15 protein-coding genes and 1 tRNA gene are annotated in these 18515 nt (G+C 64.4%); 1 reads left to right on the top strand and 15 read right to left on the bottom strand.

The features are described 5' to 3' along the window. Positions 1-539 precede the first annotated feature (539 nt). The 11 genes from rplT to recJ all read right to left on the bottom strand — a co-directional run bounded on the left by rplT (position 540) and on the right by recJ (position 13176). Positions 540-899: a 50S ribosomal protein L20 gene (gene rplT / locus I6E04_RS09650; protein ID WP_235422981.1), complete on the bottom strand. Its 360-nt coding sequence runs from the start codon at positions 897-899 to the stop codon at positions 540-542. Between the two features lie 54 nt (positions 900-953). After that, positions 954-1151: a 50S ribosomal protein L35 gene (rpmI, locus tag I6E04_RS09645; RefSeq protein WP_085830656.1), complete on the bottom strand. Its 198-nt coding sequence runs from the start codon at positions 1149-1151 to the stop codon at positions 954-956. 29 nt (positions 1152-1180) lie between these two features. Next, on the bottom strand, positions 1181-1762 hold the full coding sequence (gene infC, locus I6E04_RS09640; RefSeq protein ID WP_235422985.1) for a translation initiation factor IF-3: 582 nt from the start codon (positions 1760-1762) through the stop codon (positions 1181-1183). Positions 1763-2016: 254 nt separating this feature from the next. Continuing rightward, positions 2017-2358 (bottom strand): arsenate reductase family protein, encoded by a 342-nt coding sequence (locus tag I6E04_RS09635; RefSeq protein WP_235422980.1) that lies wholly within the window; start codon positions 2356-2358, stop codon positions 2017-2019. Positions 2359-2480: 122 nt separating this feature from the next. Beyond that, a tRNA-Leu gene (locus I6E04_RS09630) sits at positions 2481-2567 on the bottom strand. 35 nt (positions 2568-2602) lie between these two features. After that, positions 2603-4027 carry a transglutaminase-like domain-containing protein gene (locus I6E04_RS09625; protein ID WP_235422979.1) on the bottom strand — a complete coding sequence of 475 codons (1425 nt, stop codon included), beginning with the start codon at positions 4025-4027 and terminating at the stop codon, positions 2603-2605. A gap of 282 nt (positions 4028-4309) precedes the next feature. Continuing rightward, on the bottom strand, positions 4310-5176 hold the full coding sequence (gene fba / locus I6E04_RS09620; protein WP_235422978.1) for a class II fructose-1,6-bisphosphate aldolase: 867 nt from the start codon (positions 5174-5176) through the stop codon (positions 4310-4312). Between the two features lie 185 nt (positions 5177-5361). Beyond that, on the bottom strand, positions 5362-6042 hold the full coding sequence (locus I6E04_RS09615; protein ID WP_235422977.1) for a hypothetical protein: 681 nt from the start codon (positions 6040-6042) through the stop codon (positions 5362-5364). 326 nt (positions 6043-6368) lie between these two features. Continuing rightward, on the bottom strand, positions 6369-7076 hold the full coding sequence (locus tag I6E04_RS09610) for an MBL fold metallo-hydrolase (protein WP_235422976.1): 708 nt from the start codon (positions 7074-7076) through the stop codon (positions 6369-6371). A 332-nt stretch (positions 7077-7408) separates the two neighbouring features. After that, positions 7409-9709 (bottom strand): RelA/SpoT family protein, encoded by a 2301-nt coding sequence (locus tag I6E04_RS09605; protein ID WP_235422984.1) that lies wholly within the window; start codon positions 9707-9709, stop codon positions 7409-7411. Between the two features lie 101 nt (positions 9710-9810). Beyond that, on the bottom strand, positions 9811-13176 hold the full coding sequence (recJ, locus tag I6E04_RS09600) for a single-stranded-DNA-specific exonuclease RecJ (RefSeq protein WP_235422975.1): 3366 nt from the start codon (positions 13174-13176) through the stop codon (positions 9811-9813). Between the two features lie 367 nt (positions 13177-13543). Between recJ and I6E04_RS09595 the strand changes: the two genes are divergently transcribed. Next, complete coding sequence (locus I6E04_RS09595; RefSeq protein ID WP_235422974.1) at positions 13544-14545, top strand: bile acid:sodium symporter family protein; 1002 nt, start codon at positions 13544-13546, stop codon at positions 14543-14545. 68 nt (positions 14546-14613) lie between these two features. On the opposite strand, the gene I6E04_RS09590 is transcribed toward I6E04_RS09595, so the two are convergent. The 4 genes from I6E04_RS09590 to I6E04_RS09575 form a co-directional block, all read right to left on the bottom strand. Continuing rightward, complete coding sequence (locus I6E04_RS09590; RefSeq protein ID WP_235422973.1) at positions 14614-15420, bottom strand: Cof-type HAD-IIB family hydrolase; 807 nt, start codon at positions 15418-15420, stop codon at positions 14614-14616. Positions 15421-15490: 70 nt separating this feature from the next. Continuing rightward, positions 15491-16648 (bottom strand): toxic anion resistance protein, encoded by a 1158-nt coding sequence (locus tag I6E04_RS09585; protein WP_235422972.1) that lies wholly within the window; start codon positions 16646-16648, stop codon positions 15491-15493. Positions 16649-16738: 90 nt separating this feature from the next. After that, positions 16739-17830, bottom strand: coding sequence for a substrate-binding domain-containing protein (locus tag I6E04_RS09580; protein ID WP_235422971.1), 1092 nt, complete (start codon positions 17828-17830; stop codon positions 16739-16741). A 1-nt stretch (position 17831) separates the two neighbouring features. Further along, on the bottom strand, positions 17832-18512 hold the full coding sequence (locus I6E04_RS09575; RefSeq protein WP_235422970.1) for a 5-bromo-4-chloroindolyl phosphate hydrolysis family protein: 681 nt from the start codon (positions 18510-18512) through the stop codon (positions 17832-17834). Between the last annotated feature and the right edge of the window lie 3 nt (positions 18513-18515).

The raw sequence follows: 18515 nt of genomic DNA, 5'->3' as shown, positions 1-18515 counted from the left end.
TCGTCTTCCCTTGCATATCCTCGCAGTATCCGGTTCTCAAGGTGCCCGCCTGCGCGGCGGCGCCGCGCGGCAAGGAGATATATTGCCAGACGCCGGGGCCGCCGGGGGCGGGAATCCGGGCCTCCACATTTCCTACATATTCTTGATTTCGATCGCAACTCCCTTTACGGAGCAGACACATGCCTTACCCGTTCATTACCCAGCGCTTTCAGCGTCTCGCGCCCACGGGTTTTCGACAAGCTCTTCTTTACCGGCTGCGCGATATGGAACGTAAAGGCGGCTTCCCCACCTCCGCCTTTAACCCTCGAAGCTGCCGAGGCACGATGCTCTCGGACGTCGGCATGTATAGATACACGTTGCTCGCGCATATACGACCGACCCCGCTCTTTCATACTCCGATTCCCGAGTAAGCGCGTGCTCCCCCATCCAGTGCGGCACTCACGGCACGTATCTGCTTTGGACATACTCCCTCTCTATACAGAACAAGCGCGGGATACCGGAGGCATCCCGCGCTTGATGAGTCGCATATATAAGAAGCCTTAGGCCTCGAGCGCCTTCTTGGCGATGGCGGCCAGCTCGGCGAAGGACTCGGCGTCCTCGTAGGCCATCTGAGCCAGAACCTTGCGGTCCAGATCGATGCCGGCGACCTTCAGGCCGTGCATGAACTGGGAGTAGGACAGGTCGTTCAGGCGAGCCGCGGCGTTGATACGGGTGATCCACAGGCTGCGGATCTCGCGCTTCTTGTTGCGGCGATCGCGATACTGATACTGCAGGGAGTGCTGAACCTGCTCTTTAGCGTGCTTGTACGTACGCGAAGCGGCACCGTAGTAACCCTTCGCACGGCTCATAACGGTACGGCGCTTCTTCCTGGCGTTCACGGAGCGCTTGACTCGTGCCATATCTGATCAACTCCTCGTCGTAGATGTTCTCGAAAACTGATGGGTGCCCGTCGATTAGCGACCAGCGAGACGTGCGGTGACGACCTTCTTGTCGGCAGCGGCGATCTCGCCCTCCTGGCGGAAGTTGCGCTTGCGCTTGGTCGTCTTCTTGGTCAGGATGTGGCTCTTGAACGCCTTGGCGCGCATGAGCTTGCCCGTACCGGTGCGGCGGAAACGCTTCTTGGTGCCGCTGTGGGACTTCATCTTAGGCATGTGCTTCTCCTTAATCGGTTGCTACAACACTAGTTCTGGGTGTCATCCTCTTTGCTCTCGACATCGTCGAAAGCACCCTTGATGGGGGCGAGGAGCATAAGCATGTTTCGTCCTTCAAGCTTAGGTGCCGACTCGACCGTCGCGTAGGGCTTGAGATCGGCGGCAAGACGCTCGAGAACGTTGAGACCCTGCTCCGGATGGGCCATCTCACGACCGCGGAACATGATCGTGATCTTGACGCGCGCACCCTTCTTGAGGAAGCGCATGACATGACCCTTCTTGGTCTCATAGTCGCCCACGTCGATCTTGGGACGGAACTTCATCTCCTTGACCTCGACGCGGGACTGGTTCTTGCGAGCCTGCTTGGCCTTCATGGCCTGCTGGTACTTGAACTTACCGTAGTCCATGACCCTGCACACGGGAGGCTCGGCGTTGGGCGCGATCTCCACCAGGTCAAGACCCTGCTCGTCGGCGACGCGCTGGGCGTCGCGAATGCCGAACAGGCCCAGCTGGGAGCCGTCGACACCGATCAGGCGGCACGTGGTCGCGGTGATCTCCCCGTTGATACGGGTGTCGTCATGATGCTTAGCTATTGTCCCAACCTCCTTCATTGTGGACAAAACAAAACCCGAATGCCTACAGGAAGCATCCGGGTACTCGGCTCAAGACCGCAGGGCGTTTTGCCCCGCAGACGATACGTTGTACGACCAGACAGCTACCCGCAGGCGCCGAAAGGTGGGGGCGTCCGCCCCGCTTTCAGACACTGTGCATCACAGCGCAGCGGCTATGGTACCACAACTCCCCCACATGCGGCCCACTCCACGGTTTCACCATGATGGTCGCACGGGGATATCCATCGCCGTCGCTATTCCCACGACTTCCAGATATCCGGCTCGTAGCCGACCGTCGCCTGCTTGCCGTTACGCACGATCGGCTCGCGAAGCACCTGCTGGTTCTCGAGCAACTTGTCGAACTTCTGGCTGTCGGCGAGATAGGTGATGAGGGCGACGGCGTCCTGATCTTTCGCCTTGGGGTCGATCGCGGCATCGATTCCCCCGACCGCGCGCAGCACGCTTTGGAGCTCGCCTTTGCTCATTTCCTTTTCCTTGAGGTCGATGAACTGGAACTTGATGCGGCGCTCCTTGAAGTAGCGCTGCGCCTTCTTGGTATCGAAGCTTTTCTTGGTGCCGAAGATCTGGATGTTCACGGGCCCTCACCTGCTCGATGGGAAGAAAGTGCCTGTCCCCTTTTTCCCATGGGAAAAAGGGGGCAGGCACTTTCTTCCCATTATGAAAAGGGCCCCATCGCTGGGACCCTCGCTGCTCTCTATGGTGCCCGAGAAGAGACTCGAACTCTTACGGTATCGCTACCGGTGGATTTTGAGTCCACTGCGTCTGCCAATTCCGCCACTCGGGCACAGCACGCGGACTATAGTAGCATACGCCGCGCGATTAGACCTCGTGCATTTCGATCAGTTCGATGGACCGGCGCATCTCGTGCTCATCACAGCCGCGGCCCTCCACGCTCGCCTCGCCCATCTGGTTGTCGAACGGATCGCAGCGCACCCCGTCGCATGCCGGCGCGAGTTCGGCCTGGTAACGCGAGTTCGCGACCATGCGCCACGGATCGAGGTTGCCGAAGTAGTGCAGCCGCCTCGCCTCGTTGCCCTCGCGGCGCGCCGAAGACCCGAAGGAGCAATCCGCCCACAACCATCCGAACTCATCGGTGTAAAACATCGCCCAATCGTGCGGCCCCACGTAGTCAGGCGACACGTACAGGCCGGATTGCCAACGGGCGGGAATACCCGCGATCCGGCACATGGTGATGAACGTGAGCGCCATGACGCCGCAGTCACCGCGAAGCGATTTGGCGCAGTTGTCCGGAATGCAGTCCAGCTGCGCGTACGACGGCTGGTAGCGGTAGTCGACATTGACGGTGATGTAGTCGTAGATGGCACGTGCCCGATCGATCGGGCGCTCGATACCCTCCACCACGCGCGCCGTCAACGTATACAGATACGGCGTGAACACGATGTGCGGAGCGAGTTCGGCAAGATCGTCGTCGGTCACCGTATCGCCAGCGACGACATGCTCGGCAGGAGCGGGAGCGCAGGTATCGACATAGGGCGCATGGATGCGATAGCGGTAGCTCGCGTCGAAGGACCGCCTCTCCCGCGAACCCCAAAACGCCGTTCGCGCAGGGGTGCCTTCCTTCGCCACGATCACGCCCGGGGTCCAGTCGTACACCTCGATATCCGACTGCTGGGGGCAGGCGGCGGGAACGGGCAACCACGCGCGCAGCATCTCACCTGCGACAGCACCCGGGACCTCGATCGAGGCCTTGAGCGCGATCTCGCAGGTCAGGCCACCCTGTTCATGCATGCGTTCGAGCATGGCGTCGCGCAGCTCGAGATCGCGCGACTCGTCCTTCTTGAGGCCGGGAACCTCATGCGGGTAGACGCGCAGCGAATCGATGAAGTTGTCCAGAAAACGCCGCTCACCCTCGATATAGCGCCAATCGATGCGCTTGCGCGCGATAAGGTCGTCGAACTGGACCTCGGTGAACTCCGGCCACTCGGCGCGGATGGCGGCGAGCGCCTCGGCACGCGTCACGCAGAACTGCCGCGCGAGCCGCCCCATACGATGTCGTTCGACGCGCAGACATGCCGCGAGCTCGGGCGTGACATCGCCTTTCAGCAACTCGTCACACGCGCAAATCGCCTCATCGAGATATCCCGCCTGCTTGAGCCGCTCGATCTCGGCAGGCAAACCCAGCACGAGGAACCGATAGTCGTCGTTGGAAACCTCGTCAGTGCACCCAACCGGACCTTTGTCCACAAGTCCACCGCGCTCAGGATACTCAGTCTTAACCGCCATCTCTCCCCCTTGCATCCATTACCGATAAGCCAGGGTCACAACCCCGAACCGTCCCGATTCTACCCCCAACACCCCCTGGGCGCGAAGCGCAGCACAACGCCCCCAACCCCAACCTCCGCCCAGCTTCGCCCGCTCTTCCATCAAGTCGAAACGCCCGACCCCGTAAACGCAGGAAAGCCCCGGAGGGCTTCCCTAAGCGCGCAATCCCGCAGCCGCGAAGCGGCGAGGACGCGCGCGTGGGAACCCTCCGGGGCTTTCCGGACAGGTGTGTGAGAGCAGGCGCTACGCCTTGTTCACAGAGCCGAACTCAGCCATGAGCTCCTTGGTGCGCTCGACGATGGCGTCGCGGCCGGGCTTGAGGAGCTTGCGGGGGTCGTAACCCTTGCCCTGCTGGTCCTTGCCGGCCTCGATGTAGCCACGCGTGGCGGCGGCGAACACGAGCTGCAGGTCGGTGTTGACGTTGATCTTGGAGACGCCCATAGAGATGGCCTTCTGGATCTGGTCGACGGGAATGCCGGTGCCGCCGTGGAGCACGAGCGGCAGGTCGCCGACCTCGGCCTTGATCTCGGCCAGACGATCGAAGGACAGGCCAGCCCAGTCGGCCGGATACACGCCGTGGATGTTGCCGATGCCGCAAGCCAGGAAGTCGACGCCCAGGTCGGCGATCTGCTTGCACTCGGCGGGATCGGCCAGCTCACCGTTGGAGGCGACGCCGTCCTCGACACCGCCGATGCCGCCGACCTCGGCCTCGATGGAGATGCCCTTGGAGTGGGCGAGCTCCACGAGCTCCTTGGTGCGGTCGAGGTTGATCTGGAAGGTCTCCTCGTGGGAGCCGTCGTACATGATGGAGGTGAAGCCGGCCTCGATGCACTTGAAGCAGTCCTCATACGAACCGTGATCGAGGTGCAGGGCGACGGGGACGGTGATGTTCAGGGCCTCGACGGCGGCCTTTACCATATCGGCGCAGACCTTGTAGCCGCCCATCCACTTGGCGGCACCGCCGGTGCACTGCATGATCAGCGGGGACTTGGCCTCCTCGGCTGCCTGGAGGATGGAAAGGGTCCACTCGAGATTGTTGGTGTTGAAGGCACCGAGGGCGTAATGGCCGGCCTCGGCGTTCTTGAGCATCTCTGCTGCGTTGACGAGCATACGAAACCTCCCTGTAGGTTTGCTCTGATACTTCGCCATAGTCTACCACTGATGGAATCGACGCCGTCCAGCAAATGGCCGGGCATAACGCACTCGTTACGTAGCGTACCGCGTCATCCCTGCATAGGCGGCATCCCGCACGGCCGACACGGGCAAAGACCCTGCAGATGGGCATATCCACAGGCCTACGTAGCGGGTTCACGAACACGCAGGGTCTCGAGAAAGCGGCCGTCCGCCCCGATCACATCGCGCAGCAGATGCAGATAGTACGATTCCGACCACACATCCATCCCGTTCGGCCCGATCCCGATGCACACCCCGCAGGAGTCATCGACGACTCCTGCCGGTGCGGGCGCCCGGTCGTACAGCCTCACCTGGCCGACCGTCTGCCACACGCCGTCCACGCACGCGATGCGCAGCGCGATCGTCCCCGATGCCCAGCGCCGTTGCGCACACACCTCGGGGTCGAAGACCTCGTAAGCCTCCCCGGTCCGCACGTCACGCAGCGACGCCATCCCCCGCTCGCCGTCCTTTCCGCAGATCGCGAATCGGGAGAAAAACTGCGTCTCATCGATCGCGTGCAGAATCGCCGCCTTCCGTGGCGTCTCCTCCCGCCTCGCCCGTTCGTATCCGAGCCGGATCGGGGTCTTATCGTCCCCCAAGGGGCGCTCGAACATCACCCATTCCGAAAAGCAGAGGTTGACCGTGGTGATCTGCTCGAGCGTGGGCTGGGCGCTATGGCAGGCCGCCGGATCGACGAGCGCGATAAACTCCTCGATCGCCCGCTCCAGATAGGTCTCTTTCCTCTCGACCAGATCGTTGGCTACGTCCATGACCGCCTGTTGCACATCCTCGAACCCGCCCATCGCGCCACCTTTCGTCGAATCCGGCTCCCCATCCAGCCTAGCGAAGCGGGCGGCAGCCGCACGTCGGGTCGCGAAACCGACGGGGCGGCATCCGACGGATCTTGGAAACAATCCGACGAGCATCCGACAGAATCCCGACGACAACCGGATAGTCGCAGCTCAACGCCTCGACACAAACGAGGTCCCCGCACGATTCGCGTACGGGGACCTCGCGATCGACAGAATCCGCACCGCGTACGGCAACCGTTCGCCACCATCATCCGACCACTCGCGCGCGACGGGACGAAAGCGCGGCATACATGCCGGCCGCAACGGTCGCAACCCGATCAGTAGCCTGTATGCAGCGCACGGCGCACGAAGGCGTTGTCCTCCAGCTCATCGGCGACTGTGGTCGACCCGTTGTGCCCGCACAGGCACAGGGTATCTTCGGGCAGCAGCCGGAACAGGTGGGCAAGCGAGTGCATGATCGTGGTCTCGTCGCCACCGGGCAGATCGGTACGGCCATGGCTTCCGGGGAACAGCGTGTCGCCGCAGAATGCGACGTTGCCGTCCTCAGTGGCACCGAACAGCACGATACCGCCCGGCGTGTGCCCCGGCGTGGCGATCGCCTGCAGGCGCACGTTGCCGAACTCGACCGTATCGCCCTCATGGAGCAGGCGATCGGGCGCCGGCGGGCGCTCGGTGTCGATCCCCCAGGCTTCGCGCAGCCAATCGATATGGCGATCGGCAAGCTCGACATCGTCCTCGCAGATCACGAACGGCACGGCATCGCCCAGAACGCGGCGCATCCCCGCCACGCCGCCCGTGTGGTCGGCATGTCCATGGGTGCACACGAGCGCACGGATGGCAGCGTTCGGGTAGCGCGCGGCAAACCGTCGCGCAAGCTTATCGCCCTCCCACGCCGGATCGATGACCACCGCCTCGTCGCCCGAGACGACGAAGTAGGTGTTGGTCTGGATCGGTCCGTTCACCACGCACTCGATCGACACCGAACCGCTCGGCGTGAGGTCGAGCGTGAAATCTTCAGTCTCCATGGACATCCTTTCGCGTATGCATACAGCGACCAACAGTTGAGAACATCGAGCCCCATCCACCCCCATCACGCCTTACCGGGCGTCCGAAGGCTTGAGCGACAAGGCGGGGCGCCCCATCCCCCAGGCCTTCCCAGGTGCCCGAGGTTGCCCTGAAAGAGGAGGGCGCACGCCTGGCGTGCGGCGCCCGACGATTGAAGGGCAAGATCGGGCACCTCCGCCCCCCCCCAGGCCTTCCCGGGCACCCCAGATCGCCGTGAAAGCCGAGGGCGCACGCCTAGCGTGCGGCGCCCGAAGGCTTGAACGGCGAGGTGGGGTGCCTGGGAAGGCCTGGGCTAGGAGCGGCGCTTCATGGTGTTGTTACCCTCTCCCGGCATGAGACGGCGCACGTCGTAGACGCTCTCCACCGACGAGATGGCGGAGAACAACGGCTCCAGACCGCTCGCATCCGAGATCTCGACCAAGAAGCGCAGCGTCGCGCCGCCCTCGCGGTCGGTCGCGGTCGCGGCGGACAGGATGTTGCCGCCGGCGTCGCCGATCGCGATGGTCACGTCCTTGAGCAGGCCCATGCGGTCGAGGCACTCGACCACGATCTCGACCTGGAACAGCGCGTCGGCACCGCGATCCCATGCGACGTCGATCATGCGCTCGGGATGCTCCATGAGGCCCTTGACGTTGGGGCAGTTGGCGCGATGCACCGATACGCCGCGGCCGCGCGTGATGAAGCCCACGATATCGTCGCCGAACACGGGGTTGCAGCAATGGGCGAGGCGCACGAGCAGGTCCTTGCTCTGTCCGCCGTTGACCATCACGCCGGAGTTCGACTTGCCGCCCGTGCGCGGACGACGATTCGAGCCGCGGGCAGGCTGGTGCTCGACCTCCGACTCGGCATCGGTCTTCTTGACGGGCGCCTCGGGCTTGGGATCCAAGATCTGCTGCACCTTGTTGCCCACCATGCGCACAGCGAGCTTGCCGGCACCGATCGCGGCGAACACGTCGTCGATCTGCTTGAAGTTGAGCTGCTCGGCAACCGTGTTGAGCGCACGCGTCGTGCGCTGCGTGGAGATGCCGTAGCCGCGCTTGCGCAGATCGCGGGCGAGCATGTCGCGTCCGGCGGTCGCGTTGTCGTCCTTGGTCACCGCGGCGAAGTAGCGCTTGATCTTGGAGCGTGCCGACGGGGTGCGCACGATGTTCAGCCAGTCGTGCGAGGGCCGCGACGCCTTGTTGGTCATGATCTCCACGCGGTCGCCGGTCGCGAGCTCGTGCGTGAGCGGCGCCATGACGCCGTTGACCTTGGCGCCGACGCAATGGTTGCCCACCTCGGTGTGGACCGCGTAGGCGAAGTCGAGCGGCGTGGCGCCGGCACGCAAGCTCAACACCTCGCCCTTGGGCGTGAAGACGAAGATCTCGGTGTCGTAGAGATCGGCCTTGAGGGTGTGCAGGAACTCCTTCGCGTCGTCGATGTCGTCGGAGGCGGCCCAGTCGAGTGAATGCTTGAGCATGTTGATCTGGTCGTCCAGGCGCTGCGCCTCGCTGGACTTGGCGGCGCTGGAGCCGCCGGAGCGCTTGTAGAGCCAATGCGCGGCGATGCCGTACTCGGCCTGCTCGTGCATCTCGTACGTGCGGATCTGGATCTCGAGCGGACGGGCCGTGGGACCGATGACCGTCGTGTGCAGCGACTGGTAGTTGTTGAGCTTGGGCATGGCGATGTAGTCCTTGAAGCGTCCCGGCATGGGATGCCACAGGGTGTGCACGGCACCGAGCGCCGAGTAGCAGTCGCCCACCGACCCGGTGATGACGCGCAACGCGACCAAGTCGTAGATCTCGGAGAATTCCTTGCCCTTGCGTTTCATCTTCTGGTAGATGGACCAGTAGTGCTTGGAGCGGCCGTTGATCTGGTAACCGGTCATGCCCACGCGCTTGAGCTCGTCGTCGAGCGTCTTGATGGTTTCGGCCAAGAAGCGTTCGCGGACCTCGCGGCTCTCGGCGACCATGCGTGCGATGCGCTGGTAGGCCTCGGGCTCCAGATAGAAAAACGACAGGTCCTCGAGCTCCCACTTGATGGACGAGATGCCCAGGCGGTCGGCAAGCGGCGCATAGACGTCCATGGTCTCGCGCGCCTTGAACAGGCGGCGATCCTCGCGAAGCGCCGCGAGCGTCCGCATGTTGTGCAGGCGGTCGGCAAGCTTGACGATGACCACGCGGATATCGCGGTTCATGGCGAGGAACATCTTGCGCAGGTTGAGCGCCTGCTTCTCGTCCATGGTGTCCACGTCGATGTTGGTGAGCTTGGTCACGCCGTCCACGAGCTCGGCGACCGTCTCGCCGAAGATGCCGGTCACGTCGGCCAGCGACGTCTCGGTGTCCTCGACCGTGTCGTGGAGCAGGGCGGCGCATACCACGTCGCAATCCATCTTGAGCTCGGCCAGGATGATGGCGACCTCGACGGGATGGTTGATGTACATCTCGCCGCTCCGGCGCTTCTGCTTGGCGTGCTTCTCGGCGGCGAAGCAGTACGCGCGCTCGGCTTTGGCGCAATCGTCGTCGCTCATGTACTTGCGACAGAGGTTGGCGAGCTTGTCGTAGTTGTCCGCCATGATCTCGAAGGGCAGGTCGTCGGCGCGTGTGTAGTGCATCAACGCGGAGGTGGGCTGCAACGAGCCCTCCTGGTTGGTATGAACCCGCGCGTGCGTCCCGGCAGCCTTGTTCGACACAGAGGATTCCACGATGATCCCTCCTACCCGATTCGCGGTGTGATAGGTGTGTTCACTCGTTCAAGCATATCAGAAGCGGATGCCGTGAGCGCCCACCTGCGGAACGCCGTGAACTCGATGCGCGCATGGATGCCCTCGAGGTAGCGCACGGATGAGGCGAGGTCGACGTGTCCCGGGCGATCGGCCATCGCGATGCGACGCGCGTCGCCGACGGCGGAGACGCGTGCGAAGCCGAGCTCCTCGAACACCGCGAGACCGCAGGAGACGGCGCGCTCCTCCATGGGCCGGCGTGCATCGATAGCCAAGCACATCTGCACGATATCCAGATCGGTCGCGGTGAAGCTGTCCTCGCCGGTGCGCGAGCGGTTCGAGCGCCACATGGTCTGCAGGGCACGGTAGAGCGTGACGAGCTCATCTCGCTCCGGGGCGGCGCAATCGAGCAGGCGCTCGTTGATACGCGCATCGCGCGTCGAGTAGAGCAGGTGGATGCGCGCGGGCAGGCCGTCGCGTCCTGCACGGCCGCTCATCTGGTTGAACTCGATGGAGCCGAACGGCATATGGTAGAGCACCACATGTCGGATATCGGGCAGGTTCACGCCCTCCCCGAACGCCGAGGTCGATACGATGCAGGTGAGCTCGCCTTCGCGGAAGGCCTCCTCGACGCGCTGACGGACATCGCGCGTGAGGCCCGCGTTGTAAAACGCGATGGACCCCGCAAGCTCGGGCACGCGACGGCGGAGCATCCGTGCGAGGCTGCGGGACTGGTCGCGCGAGTTGACGTAGACCACGCATTTCTCGCCCGTCGCGACGATGGAGACCAATCGGTTCTCCCTGCTCGCAAGGTCGCGCTCGTCTTCAAGCCGCAGATTATCGCGCACATGCTCGTCGATGACGGTGCGCTCGAGCGGCAGGATGCGTCGGATCTCGTCGGCCACGCGCGCATTGGCCGTGGCGGTCGTCGCCAGCACCGTCGGATGGTGCAGGCCGGCAAGGATCTCCGGTAGGTCGAGGTACGCCCCGCGCTCACCGGAGCGGGCGAGGCCGGCGTGATGCGCCTCGTCGACGACCAGAAACCCGATACGGCCGGCCTGGGCGAACCGCGCGCGGTTGATCGAAAGGAACTCCGGCGTGGTGAGCACGACGTCCAGCTCGCCACGCGCCAGACGGGAGAACACGGCATCGCGCGCCTGCGCGGGCGTCTCGCCGGTCAGCACCGCGCAGCCCACGCCGATCCCGGCGAACGCCTCGGTGATGTGGTAGGACTGGTCCGCCACGAGCGCGCGCAGCGGGTAGACGAACACGCTCGCACGGCGGTTGAGGATCGCCTCGCGCGCGGCATGGACCTGGAAGATGAGCGATTTGCCGCGGCCCGTCCCCATGATGGCCAAGACGCCCTGCCCCTGCGCCAGTGCGGCGAGGGCCTCGGTTTGCGCAGGATGCGGCGACGCGGCGCCGATCATCGTGTGGATGAGCGTACGTGTGAGCTCGTCATAGGAAAGCTCTGCGAGCATACGGCGCCTGGCCGTCTGCAGCGCGGGCGCATCGAGCGTCATGGTGGACGGGTCCGTCGTCTTCGGCATGGCATCGGCGTCGGCGTCAGCGTCGGAGGCGCCCTCGCACCGGCGGCTCCCGAAGAGCCGATCGTCGTCGACGCCGTCCTGACCGGATGCACCGTCGTCGCAGGTATGGCACAGGATGTCCTTGACCATGAGCTTGGGCTTGACGCGACCCTGCCAGTGCTCCGCCACCGCCTCGAAGACGAGGTCGACCACCGAATCGCAGGCGACCTGCCGCTCGATATCGGGCACGCGGAACATGATCGCAGCCACGCTCGACACGCCGTCGGTCGCGGTGAAGCGCATATGCTCGCCGCACTTGCCCACGGCGGCGCGGTCCGCCATGGTCACGCCCGTCGCGGCGAGCAGGGGCACCTTGTTGCCCTGGCCGAACGGTTCGAGCGTCGACATCTGCTCGATCGTGTCGATGTCGAGCTCGTCGAGCGTCACGAGCGCGGCGACCTCGCGCGTGTCCTCGAAGTCCTCGGGCGGCAGGGCACCGAGCACCTGTGCCAGGCGCTCGCGCAACTCATCGAGCTTGTCGGCCTCGACGGTAACGCCCACGGCGCCCGCATGGCCGCCGAAGCGGATGAGCAGGTCCGAGCACGCCTCGACGGCGTCGAACAGGTTCACCGACCCGACCGAGCGTCCCGAGCCGCGTGCGATGCCGTCCGAGATGGAAAACAGCAGCGTCGGCACGTGATAGCGGCTGGTCAGACGGCTCGCCACGATGCCCTTGACGCCCTCGTGCCAGCCTTCGCCGCCGGCCACGATCACACGGCTGCCGTCGTAGGTCGCCTCGACCGATTCCATCGCACGGTCGGCGAGCTCACCTTCGATATCGCGTCGCTGCTGGTTGATGGTCTCGAGCTCTGAGGCGAGACGCCCGGCCTCGATGGGGTCGGTCGCCAGCAAGAGATCGAGGGCGAGCGTCGGATCGGCCATACGCCCCGCGGAATTCAGACGCGGGATCAGGGAGAACGACAGGGTATCGGCGGTGATCGCGGCGAGGTCGGTGCGTGCGAGCGCCGCCAGCGCGATGAAGCCCGGGCGCGCGGTATGCCGCATCTGCTCGATACCGTCGGCGACGAGGGCGCGGTTCTCGGGGGTGAGCGTCATCATATCCGACACCGTGCCCAGCGCGGCGACCTCGGTATAGGAGCGCCACAGGTCGGGCGCGCCTCGACGCTCACCGAGCATATGGACGAGCTTGAGCGCCACGCCCGCGCCGGCCAGCTCGCGGCTGGGACTCTCGGCGGCGAGCTTGGGATCGGCGACCGGCACGCCCCGCGGCACGAGGTCGGCAGGCTCGTGATGGTCGGTCACCGCGACATCGATACCCCGCGCGACGAGGGCCGCCACCTCCGCGCGGGCGGCGATGCCGTTGTCGACGGTGATGATGAGCGACGGGGAGCACTCGCGCACCACGCGCTCGAGCGCCGTGGCCGAAAGCCCGTAGCCCTCGTCGAACCGATGCGGGATGAAGGGATGGACCGTCCCGCCAAGCGCGCGAAGCGCCTCGGTGAGCAGGCAGGTCGACGTGATGCCGTCGACATCGAAATCCCCGAAGACCGCGATGGACTCATGCGCGTCGAGCGCCGCCTCGACGCGGTCGGCGACCTGCATCATGCCGGGGATGATGGCCGGATCGGCCCAGTCGCGCTCGAGGGACGGCGTGAGGAACAGCCTGCCCTCCTCGACTGTGCGGATGCCGCGCGCGACCATGATGCGCGCGACGAGCGGAGCGATGGAAAGGCCATGCGCGAGCGTGCGCTCGAGCTCGGCATCGTTGGGGGCGACCGTCCAGCGACGGGTGGTCTTAAGCGACGACATGGCGCACCACCCCATGTGTCACATCGCCAAGCTGCAGGTCGAGCGCGCGGCGCGGGGCACACGCCTGGCGCGCGGAGTGCGTTCTATACATACGGGCACGTCCTTGAATGTGAGCCCGCTGCGGCGGGCCGTGCTGTTGAACGTCTCCATTATACGCACCGTGCGGACATAATCGACAGGAGCGCGGGGAGCGGTGACGAACCCACCCGTGGGCGGGGCCGAACACATGGCAGCAGGCAAGAATGTTCCGTGTGACACTTGCCGCGGTAATCCATCGGTAACATGCTTTCATTAGCATGGCAGGACGCGCGCCGTCGGGCGCTCGTCGAAGCGCTGCGCATACAAGGGGATGAGGGGGACTATGTTCATGGACCGTTGGAAGCGGATGGGTGCGGCGATCGGATCGCACATGGCCTTCATCGTACCCGTCTGCGTCGCCACCGGCGTCCTGCTCCCCGGCGTATTCGCCCCGCTCAAGGCCATCGTGCCGTTCATCTTCGCCATCATGACGTTCCAAGGGGCGCTCTGCAATACGTTCGGCCAGCTGCTCGCGGTCTTCCGTCACCCCGCCCGCCTGCTGGTCATCCTCGCCATCGCCGAGGTCTTCATGCCGCTGCTCGCCTTCCTGCTCGCATCGGTGCTGTTCGGGGATAACGTGAACCTCGTCGCCGGCGTGGTGCTCGAGTACTGCGTGCCCATCGCCGTCATCAGCTTCATGTGGGTCGGCATCTACGAGGGAGACGGCCCGCTGTGCCTGGCCTCGATCCTCGTCTCAACCGTCATCTCGCCGCTGACCATACCCTTTACCCTGTCCGTGCTGCTCGGCGCCTCGATCCAGATCGACGCCATGGGCATGATGATGGACATGGTCTTCATGATCGCGCTGCCCGCGCTTGCCGGAATCGTGGTCAACGAACTGTCCCGCGGCTGGGGACACGACACCCTCTCCCCCGCCTTGAGCCCGCTCAGCCGCCTGATCACCATCGTGCTCATCACCGCAAACTCCACCTCGATGAGCGAGTACGTGCTGCACATGACCTGGCAGCGACTCGAGGTCGCCCTGTTCATCCTCGTGTTCGCGACCTCGGGCTTCTTCTGGGGGCTGCTCGCGGCGCGCATCATGCACGGGTCGCAGCCGATGCTCGCGACCATGAGCTTCACCTGCGGCCTGCGCAACATCTCGTCGGGCGCGGTCATCGCCGCGCAGTACTTCCCCGGCGAGACGGTGTTCCCCGTCATGTGCGGCACGCTGTTCCAGCAGATCCTCGCCGCGGTGTTCGGGCACGTGATCGAGCGGCTGTGCGCCGAGGACACCGGGGAGCGCAAACGGAAGGTTCGCGTGGCGCGGCAGCTGTCCCAGCGGAAATAACAGCGATGTGACGACGGGCGCCTCGTTGCGGCATGGTGCCGTAACGAGGCGCCTGTCTTCGAGCGATCCTATATCAGGCCGAAATCCGCCAGCGCACGGGCGAGCCCGTCCTCGTCGATATCGCCGCAGACGATATCCGCGGCCGCCTTGGCATCCGCATCGCCGTTGCCCATGGCCACACCGGTATGCACGTACCGCAGCATATCGGCATCGTTTTCGCCGTCGCCGAAGGCCATGGTCTGTTCGGGCGCGATGCCGTAGTGGTCGAGCAGGGCTTGGATGCCCGCAACCTTACCGCCCGCCGCCGGCACGACATCGTAGGCACCGCGATGCCAGCGCGTCGCCTTGCAGCCCGGCAGGCGGGCCATGAGATCGTCCTCGCGCGTGGCGTCCTCGTAGATGATGGCCTTGAGGACCGGCAGGTCGGGTCGCGGCTCGTCGATCGGCGGCACGGGAGTCGACACCTCCGCCTCCACCTGACGGACATGATCGTTGACGAAGTTCGCGTACATGCGCACCGACTCGTAGAACAGGATGGGGCGACGGCGGGCGCGGAACTCCTCCAACAACACCGCGAGATCGTACCCGACGATGGGATCCGAGAAAATCACCTTGCCGTCGACGTCGCGCGCCTCCTGGCCGCCGACCAGCACGTATCCGTCAAAGGTAAGGTCCTGCAGGGGCAAAAAGCCGAACTCCGGCATGGAGCGTCCCGTGGCGACGATCACCTTGCAGCCGCGGCGACGCAGCTCGGCCAAGGCGGCGACCGTACTGGGCGGAACCCGCTTGGTTCGATGCGAGACAAGTGTGCCATCCACGTCGAAGAAGATGGCACGGGGCGCGGAAGGAATCATAGGCTCAACGGTTTTCGTCATGAATCGCCCTCTCGCTCTTGTTCGAACAGTATACGGCGTTAGTATAGCGCGACGGGCGGTATCTTCGTATCTACTTCGCAGCCTCGAGCAGCGCCGTCTTGAGGTCGCCCTCGATCTGCCGCATGCGCGTCTCCGCCTCCGCACGGGCAGCACGCCCTTCCTGTTGGATCTTCAGCGTCTCGCGAAGCGTATCGATCAGGCGTTTGTTCACTTCCTCGAGTGTCTCGATATCCACCGTTCCGCGCTGCGTGGCACGTTCGGCATCGACCGCCCCCTGCTGCAGCGCCTCGGCGTTCGCGCGCAGCAGCTTGTTGGTGGCATCGTCGACGCTTTTCTGCAGATCGAGCGCCGATCGCTGGTTGGCGAGTCCGAGCGCAATCACCATCTGCGACTTCCACAGCGGAATCGTGGTGGACACCGTCGTGTCGATCTTGTCCGAGATGTTCTTGTCGGCGTTTTGCAGCAGCTTGAGCTGCGGCGCCATTTGCAGACTCACGACGCTCACGCGATCGAGGTCGTCCAAACGCTTATCGAAGCGTTCGAGTTTATCCTTGAAATCCTTGAGCACCTGCGCGCTCATGGCGTCGCCGCTCGCCGTCGCCTCCGCCTCGAGTGCGGGGAGCTGTTCGGCGCGAAAGGCCTCGAGTGCCTGCCGGCCGGCCGCGATGTAGACCTTGAGCGAGCGATACTGCTCGACGTTGCGCTGATACATGGTGTCGTACATGGCGATGTCGGCGATCATCTGAGCCTGCGCACGTTCGAGCTTCTCGACGACCTCGTCCACTTGGGGCGCAACCTTCTGATAGGTACGGCGCAGCTTGTCGACGCCAACCACGATCTGCCCGATGATGGGAACCTTCTTCACACCCGAGAGCTCGGCGCCCTCCACTTCTGTGAGCAGCTCGCGCAGAAGCGCTCCCGCCTCGCCGGTCGTCTTGTTCGACGTGCGAGCGAGCACATCATCGGCGAAATCCGCCATGGAACGCTGCGTATCGCGTGCATAGGTGCTCTCGATACCCGCCTTGGTGAAATCGATGGTCGCAGCGAGTTCGCGGGCGCGTCGTTCGTCTTCGGGACTCATGGTCACCGCTTGGTGCTCGGCAACCGCAAGCGGGGTCTCCGCTCGCATCGATGTCGACGCATCGCCTTGCGAGGCAGCGATATCGGCCAAGCTCAGGCTCTTCCTCACCGGTGCGGCTTCGACGACGTTCTCGACGGTATCGGACATGTTCGTTCCTTTCTCGATACCCGAGCTGCAAGAGCTCGGGGTATAACCGGCATGTGATGCGGTGCGCTCCGGATGACGATGTCAGACCGTCTAGGCGCCGCTCACCACTTGAATCAAGCGCTGCATCGCATCGGGCGCGGGCAGCTCGACAGCCGCCGGCACACGTTCGGCGACACCGATCACATCGAAACGTTCGGCGCTATCCGTACCGAGCTGCGAGGCCCCGCGAAAGCCATGACGCTCCCAAGCGAGCTGCTGAACCTCGTCGCTCATGAGGAAGTCGCACAGCGACTCGCCGTTGTCGGTAAGCGAGACGAGCACGTGCGTCGACCATACGGTCGGCGTGGTATACGCGATGACGAGGTCGTCGGCCACCTGCTCGAACAGCTCCGGCTCGTTCACCGACAGATCGAGAACCTGGCTCTCGTAACCGACCATCATGGGCTTGGAGCTCTCTCCCAACGTCAGGAACTGACGGAACGAATCCTCCGAACTCGTCTCCATCCATCCGGACTTTGCGAAGATCTTACGTATGGAATCGGCATCGCGCTCGATATCCTCCATGCTCGCCGGCCGTCCACCGGCAAGCGAGTTGGCGATCAGCGCGGCCCATTCGTTACCGGAGTTCGACTCCGCAGGATCGGTGCTATCGATGCGGAACTGACCGTATCCGCCCGCATAGCCCAGCTCTTCCCATGTCGTATCGGCGAGCATCGCCTCGACGGCCGCATCCACATCGAGCGTGTACACCTCTCCGTCTTTCGCCATGATGCCCGATTCCACGAGCGCATCGGCGACATCGCGATAGGTGTAGACGACGATCGGCGAATTGAGGACGATCTGCTCGCCGGTCGAGGCCACGCCGAGCTCATCACCGTATTCCACGGCAGCCTGCGAGGAGGGGAACAGGTAGTCCATTCCATCAGTCGACGCCTCCATCATCGCAAGCGACCCCGCCTTCCGATAGGAGATATCGAGTCCCGCCCGCTCGGAGAGGTCGACGAACTCCTCGTCGTCGAACAGCGAGATCTTCTCGCCGCCCAGGTAGCCATCGACCGAGACCGGCTCGACAGGTGCCACCGGTTCAGGCTGGGCAGCTCGGAAGGCGAACACACCGCCCACAATCGCCACCGCGGCCAGCACGCATATCAGGCCAACGATCCTGCCCTTTGCGAGTTTCATGCTAGTTCCCTCCCTGCATGGCATCGGATGCGGGCGCCGCATCCCGCCGCTTCGTATCGGCTCCAGCGTCCTCCGAACGATCGGGCAGGTAGCCATCCATCTCCATGAGGCGCACGATCGCATCGGAGCTCGTCTCAACCTCGGCGGCACGTCTTCCCGTCGCCCGTGCGAGCTCGCCTTGCGCGACGCCCTGAAGTGCCGCCAAGGCATCGAGCGCGTCCTCGTGCGCCCCTTCAAGCAACGCGGATGTACCCATGCGCTCGACGCCCAGGTAACCATCAAGCATGCGCAGACACTGGTCCGCATAGGTCGACAGGAAATGCGCGAGCCTCCGGTACGTTGTAGGCTGCTCCTCCACACAGGCGATGAGCGCCTGGATGTCGCGGATGAGGTCGTCGATCTCGCGGGCGACCCGCCCGTCACGCACCTTACCCCGTCTTGCGGAGATGGCGCGCACCAGGTCATAGGCCGCGTCGATACGTTCGGACGCCGCCTCGCCGTCGGGCAGCATGCTCGCGGCGACACCCGCCAGGCGGCGCTCCGGTTTGAGCAACTGACCGGCACCGACGTACAGCAGCGCAGCCACGGCAAGGCCCGAGATGATACCGGGAATGCCGCCTACCGCGAGCACGCATGCCAGACCAGCCGCAACACCCGCTATCGCCCCGACGATGTACCCCATCGA

It is taken from the genome of Collinsella tanakaei (assembly GCF_021531055.1).
GTDB lineage: Bacteria > Actinomycetota > Coriobacteriia > Coriobacteriales > Coriobacteriaceae > Collinsella > Collinsella tanakaei_B.
Note: the sequence above shows the minus strand (reverse complement) of the source record. Positions and strands in the feature narration are given on the sequence as shown.

What these genes read in the sequence shown, in the direction of transcription:
- rplT (WP_235422981.1), bottom strand. Translation starts at nt 899, where the DNA reads ATGGCACGAGTCAAGCGCTCCGTGAACGCCAGGAAGAAGCGCCGTACC.
- rpmI (WP_085830656.1), bottom strand. Translation starts at nt 1,151, where the DNA reads ATGCCTAAGATGAAGTCCCACAGCGGCACCAAGAAGCGTTTCCGCCGC.
- infC (WP_235422985.1), bottom strand. Translation starts at nt 1,762, where the DNA reads ATGAAGGAGGTTGGGACAATAGCTAAGCATCATGACGACACCCGTATC.
- I6E04_RS09625 (WP_235422979.1), bottom strand. Translation starts at nt 4,027, where the DNA reads ATGGCGGTTAAGACTGAGTATCCTGAGCGCGGTGGACTTGTGGACAAA.
- fba (WP_235422978.1), bottom strand. Translation starts at nt 5,176, where the DNA reads ATGCTCGTCAACGCAGCAGAGATGCTCAAGAACGCCGAGGCCGGCCAT.
- I6E04_RS09615 (WP_235422977.1), bottom strand. Translation starts at nt 6,042, where the DNA reads ATGGGCGGGTTCGAGGATGTGCAACAGGCGGTCATGGACGTAGCCAAC.
- I6E04_RS09610 (WP_235422976.1), bottom strand. Translation starts at nt 7,076, where the DNA reads ATGGAGACTGAAGATTTCACGCTCGACCTCACGCCGAGCGGTTCGGTG.
- I6E04_RS09605 (WP_235422984.1), bottom strand. Translation starts at nt 9,709, where the DNA reads ATGCACTACACACGCGCCGACGACCTGCCCTTCGAGATCATGGCGGAC.
- recJ (WP_235422975.1), bottom strand. Translation starts at nt 13,176, where the DNA reads ATGTCGTCGCTTAAGACCACCCGTCGCTGGACGGTCGCCCCCAACGAT.
- I6E04_RS09595 (WP_235422974.1), top strand. Translation starts at nt 13,544, where the DNA reads ATGGACCGTTGGAAGCGGATGGGTGCGGCGATCGGATCGCACATGGCC.
- I6E04_RS09590 (WP_235422973.1), bottom strand. Translation starts at nt 15,420, where the DNA reads ATGACGAAAACCGTTGAGCCTATGATTCCTTCCGCGCCCCGTGCCATC.
- I6E04_RS09585 (WP_235422972.1), bottom strand. Translation starts at nt 16,648, where the DNA reads ATGTCCGATACCGTCGAGAACGTCGTCGAAGCCGCACCGGTGAGGAAG.
- I6E04_RS09580 (WP_235422971.1), bottom strand. Translation starts at nt 17,830, where the DNA reads ATGAAACTCGCAAAGGGCAGGATCGTTGGCCTGATATGCGTGCTGGCC.
- I6E04_RS09575 (WP_235422970.1), bottom strand. Translation starts at nt 18,512, where the DNA reads ATGGGGTACATCGTCGGGGCGATAGCGGGTGTTGCGGCTGGTCTGGCA.